The 2,124-nt window shown below is 52.2% G+C and carries 3 protein-coding genes and 1 pseudogene; 3 read left to right on the top strand and 1 reads right to left on the bottom strand.

What is annotated here, in order from left to right:
- The first annotated feature begins 298 nt into the window (after positions 1 to 298).
- Positions 299 to 955, top strand: coding sequence for an FtsH protease modulator YccA (yccA, locus tag NG42_RS21500; RefSeq protein WP_052903056.1), 657 nt, complete (start codon positions 299 to 301; stop codon positions 953 to 955).
- 103 nt (positions 956 to 1,058) lie between these two features.
- The gene (gene tusE / locus NG42_RS21495) at positions 1,059 to 1,385 is read left to right on the top strand and encodes a sulfurtransferase TusE (RefSeq protein WP_052903054.1); all 327 of its coding nucleotides are present in this window, start codon (positions 1,059 to 1,061) and stop codon (positions 1,383 to 1,385) included.
- Position 1,386: 1 nt separating this feature from the next.
- On the opposite strand, the gene yccX is transcribed toward tusE, so the two are convergent.
- Positions 1,387 to 1,665: an acylphosphatase gene (gene yccX, locus NG42_RS21490; RefSeq protein WP_052903052.1), complete on the bottom strand. Its 279-nt coding sequence runs from the start codon at positions 1,663 to 1,665 to the stop codon at positions 1,387 to 1,389.
- An 88-nt stretch (positions 1,666 to 1,753) separates the two neighbouring features.
- On the opposite strand from yccX, the pseudogene NG42_RS21485 reads away from it, so the two are divergent.
- Positions 1,754 to 2,124 (top strand): annotated as a pseudogene (locus tag NG42_RS21485) (23S rRNA (cytosine(1962)-C(5))-methyltransferase RlmI); the annotation flags it as partial.

The following is a 2,124-nucleotide window of genomic DNA, read 5'->3' as shown; positions in this document are numbered from 1 at the left end:
GGAGGAGAGATTCGAACTCTCGAACGGTTTCCCGTCGCCGGTTTTCAAGACCGGTGCCTTCAGCCACTCGGCCACCCCTCCGCAATGAGGCGCACTATAAACATGTGCCCGATGCTTGTAAAGCAGGTTTTGATTCATTCGCCTGAAAAAACATCAACTTTGCGTTTTTTGTTGTATTTATCGCCTTCATGTACGAATTATCAGCAGTTTAACGCGTAAAGAAGGGTAAAACGTCTTCCTTTATTTACTCCGCTTCCTTATTGTCGTCGCTATATGGTGACCCGAAGAGAGGCGTTTTATGGATCGCATTGTTAGCTCCACACGCGAAAGCTCGCTAATAAGTACTAATAAAGTTCTGCGCAATACCTATTTCCTGCTTGGCCTGACGCTGACCTTCTCAGCGATTACCGCAACGGCCAGCACCGTGTTTGCCCTGCCCTCACCAGGTTTGATCCTGATGCTGGTTGGCTTCTACGGCCTGATGTTTCTGACACACAAACTGGCAAACAGCCCGGCGGGTATTCTGGCGGCCTTTGCCTTTACCGGTTTCCTTGGCTACTGCCTTGGCCCGATTCTTAACAGCTTCCTCAGTGCCGGAATGGGCGATGTTATCGCGCTGGCGCTGGGTGGTACGGCAGTAGTTTTCTTCTGTTGTTCTGCTTATGTGCTGACAACACGCAAGGATATGTCATTCCTCGGCGGCATGATGATGGCGGGCTTTGTGGTGCTGTTGGTGGCGGTCATCGCTAACCTGTTCCTGCAAATTCCTGCGCTACATCTGGCAATTAGCGCGATGTTTATTCTGTTTTCGGCCGGTGCCATCCTGTGGGAAACCAGCAATATCATCCACGGTGGCGAAACCAATTACATTCGCGCTACCGTCAGCCTGTATGTCTCGCTGTACAACATCTTTATCAGCCTGTTGAGCATTCTCGGCTTCGCCCGCAGTAACTAAGCCCAACGGATGAACAGATAAAGCCCCGCTTGCGGGGCTTTATTTTTTGCTGAAGGAAAAGTTTGCTAAACTGCGCAGCGTCATAAGAGAGCGAGGCAGCAACGTGTTATTTGAAGGCAGAGAGATTGAGCGCGACGCGCAGGGTTATCTGAAAAGTCTTAATGACTGGAATGAAGCGCTGGCATTGCATATTGCTACAGAAGAGTCGATCGAAATGAGTGAAGCGCACTGGGAAGTGGTGCGGTTTGTTCGCGAGTTTTACCTTGAGTTCAATACCTCTCCGGCCGTGCGTATGCTGGTAAAAGCCGTGGCACAAAAATTCGGTGAAGAGAAAGGCAATAGCCGTTATCTGTTCCGCCTGTTCCCGGATGGACCAGCAAAGCAGGCAACCAAAATCGCTGGCCTGCCTAAACCGGTAAAATGTCTCTGAGTTAGCCAGTGGTAAAACCGTGCGGCTGCTGAGCGGGTTGATGCGGTTCCACCAGCACCTTATCCACCCGCGCGCTGCGGGGGCCGCCCGCCTTTAACCATGCCAGCAGAGCCTGCACCTGCTGCGCCTCACCGCAGGCCAGCACTTCCACGCTGCCATCATCAAGATTGCGCGCATAGCCATTCAGCCCCAATTTTTTTGCCTGCAGCTGCGTGCTGTAACGAAAACCAACGCCCTGAACCACGCCATGTAGCCAAATTTTGCTGCATACTTCTGCCATTATCTCCTCCTGTGCATCAGGATAATTGCAATTTGCCGGTCAGCACCCGACAATGACGCAAATTTTCTGTAGGTAAGCATAGCAAAATATGAGCGTTCGTTTGATTCTCGCTAAGGGCCGGGAAAAGTCCCTGTTACGTCGTCATCCATGGGTGTTCTCCGGTGCCGTCGCGCGTATGGAAGGCAAAGCCAGCAGTGGCGAAACCATTGATGTTTGTGACAGCCAGGGCAAATGGCTGGCACGCGCCGCATACTCGCCGCAGTCACAGATTCGCGCACGTGTCTGGAGCTGGCAGCAGGATGAATCGGTTGATATCGACTTCTTTATTCGTCGTTTGCAGGCGGCGCAATCACTGCGTGACTGGCTGGCAGAACGTGACGATCTCGACAGCTATCGCCTGATTGCCGGTGAATCGGATGGTATGCCGGGCGTTACCATTGATCGTTTCGGCAATTTCCT

The sequence above is a fragment of the Winslowiella iniecta genome (genome assembly GCF_001267535.1).
Classification (GTDB): Bacteria; Pseudomonadota; Gammaproteobacteria; order Enterobacterales; family Enterobacteriaceae; genus Erwinia; species Erwinia iniecta.
Note: the sequence above shows the minus strand (reverse complement) of the source record. Positions and strands in the feature narration are given on the sequence as shown.

Excerpts from the sequence above, each read along its gene's own strand:
- yccA (WP_052903056.1), top strand. The coding sequence starts at position 299 with ATGGATCGCATTGTTAGCTCCACACGCGAAAGCTCGCTAATAAGTACT.
- yccX (WP_052903052.1), bottom strand. The coding sequence starts at position 1,665 with ATGGCAGAAGTATGCAGCAAAATTTGGCTACATGGCGTGGTTCAGGGC.